Source organism: Enterococcus sp. 3C7_DIV0644 (assembly GCF_002141235.1).
Classification (GTDB): Bacteria; Bacillota; Bacilli; order Lactobacillales; family Enterococcaceae; genus Enterococcus_D; species Enterococcus_D entomosocium.
This window is the reverse complement of the sequence record NZ_NGLK01000001.1, coordinates 2,706,492-2,707,189: the sequence shown is the minus strand read 5'-3', so window position 1 is coordinate 2,707,189 and position 698 is coordinate 2,706,492. Positions and strand designations below refer to the sequence as shown.

The following is a 698-nucleotide window of genomic DNA, read 5'->3' as shown; positions in this document are numbered from 1 at the left end:
TCCGCATCGGCGTCGGCATCCGCATCGGAATCGGAATCCGCATCTGAATCAGCATCCGCATCTGAATCGGAATCGGAATCGGAATCCGCATCTGAATCGGAATCTGAATCGGAATCTGAGTCGGCATCCGCATCCGCATCGGCGTCCGCATCGGAATCGGAATCCGCATCCGCATCTGAATCGGCGTCGGCATCTGAATCGGCATCGGAGTCCGCATCGGCATCCGCATCTGAATCGGAATCCGCATCCGCATCCGCATCTGAATCGGAATCTGCATCAGCATCTGAATCGGAATCGGAGTCGGCATCCGCATCGGCATCCGCATCGGCGTCGGCATCCGCATCGGAATCGGAATCCGCATCTGAATCAGCATCCGCATCTGAATCGGAATCGGAATCGGAATCCGCATCTGAATCGGAATCTGAATCGGAATCTGAGTCGGCATCCGCATCCGCATCGGCGTCCGCATCGGAATCGGAATCCGCATCTGAATCGGAATCGGAATCTGAGTCGGCATCCGCATCGGCGTCGGCATCTGAATCGGAATCCGCATCCGCATCTGAATCAGAATCGGAATCTGCATCGGCGTCTGAATCGGAATCGGAATCCGCATCGGCATCGGAATCGGAATCCGCATCCGCATCGGCATCGGAATCGGAATCTGCATCGGCGTCTGAATCTGCATCCGCATCAGCGTC

General features: G+C 56.4%; 1 protein-coding gene. It reads right to left on the bottom strand.

Annotation, left to right across the window (positions count from 1 at the left end; all coding sequences use genetic code 11):
* Positions 1-698 (bottom strand): hypothetical protein (locus A5877_RS12725; protein ID WP_176273474.1); only part of this gene is annotated, 698 nt, incomplete at both ends.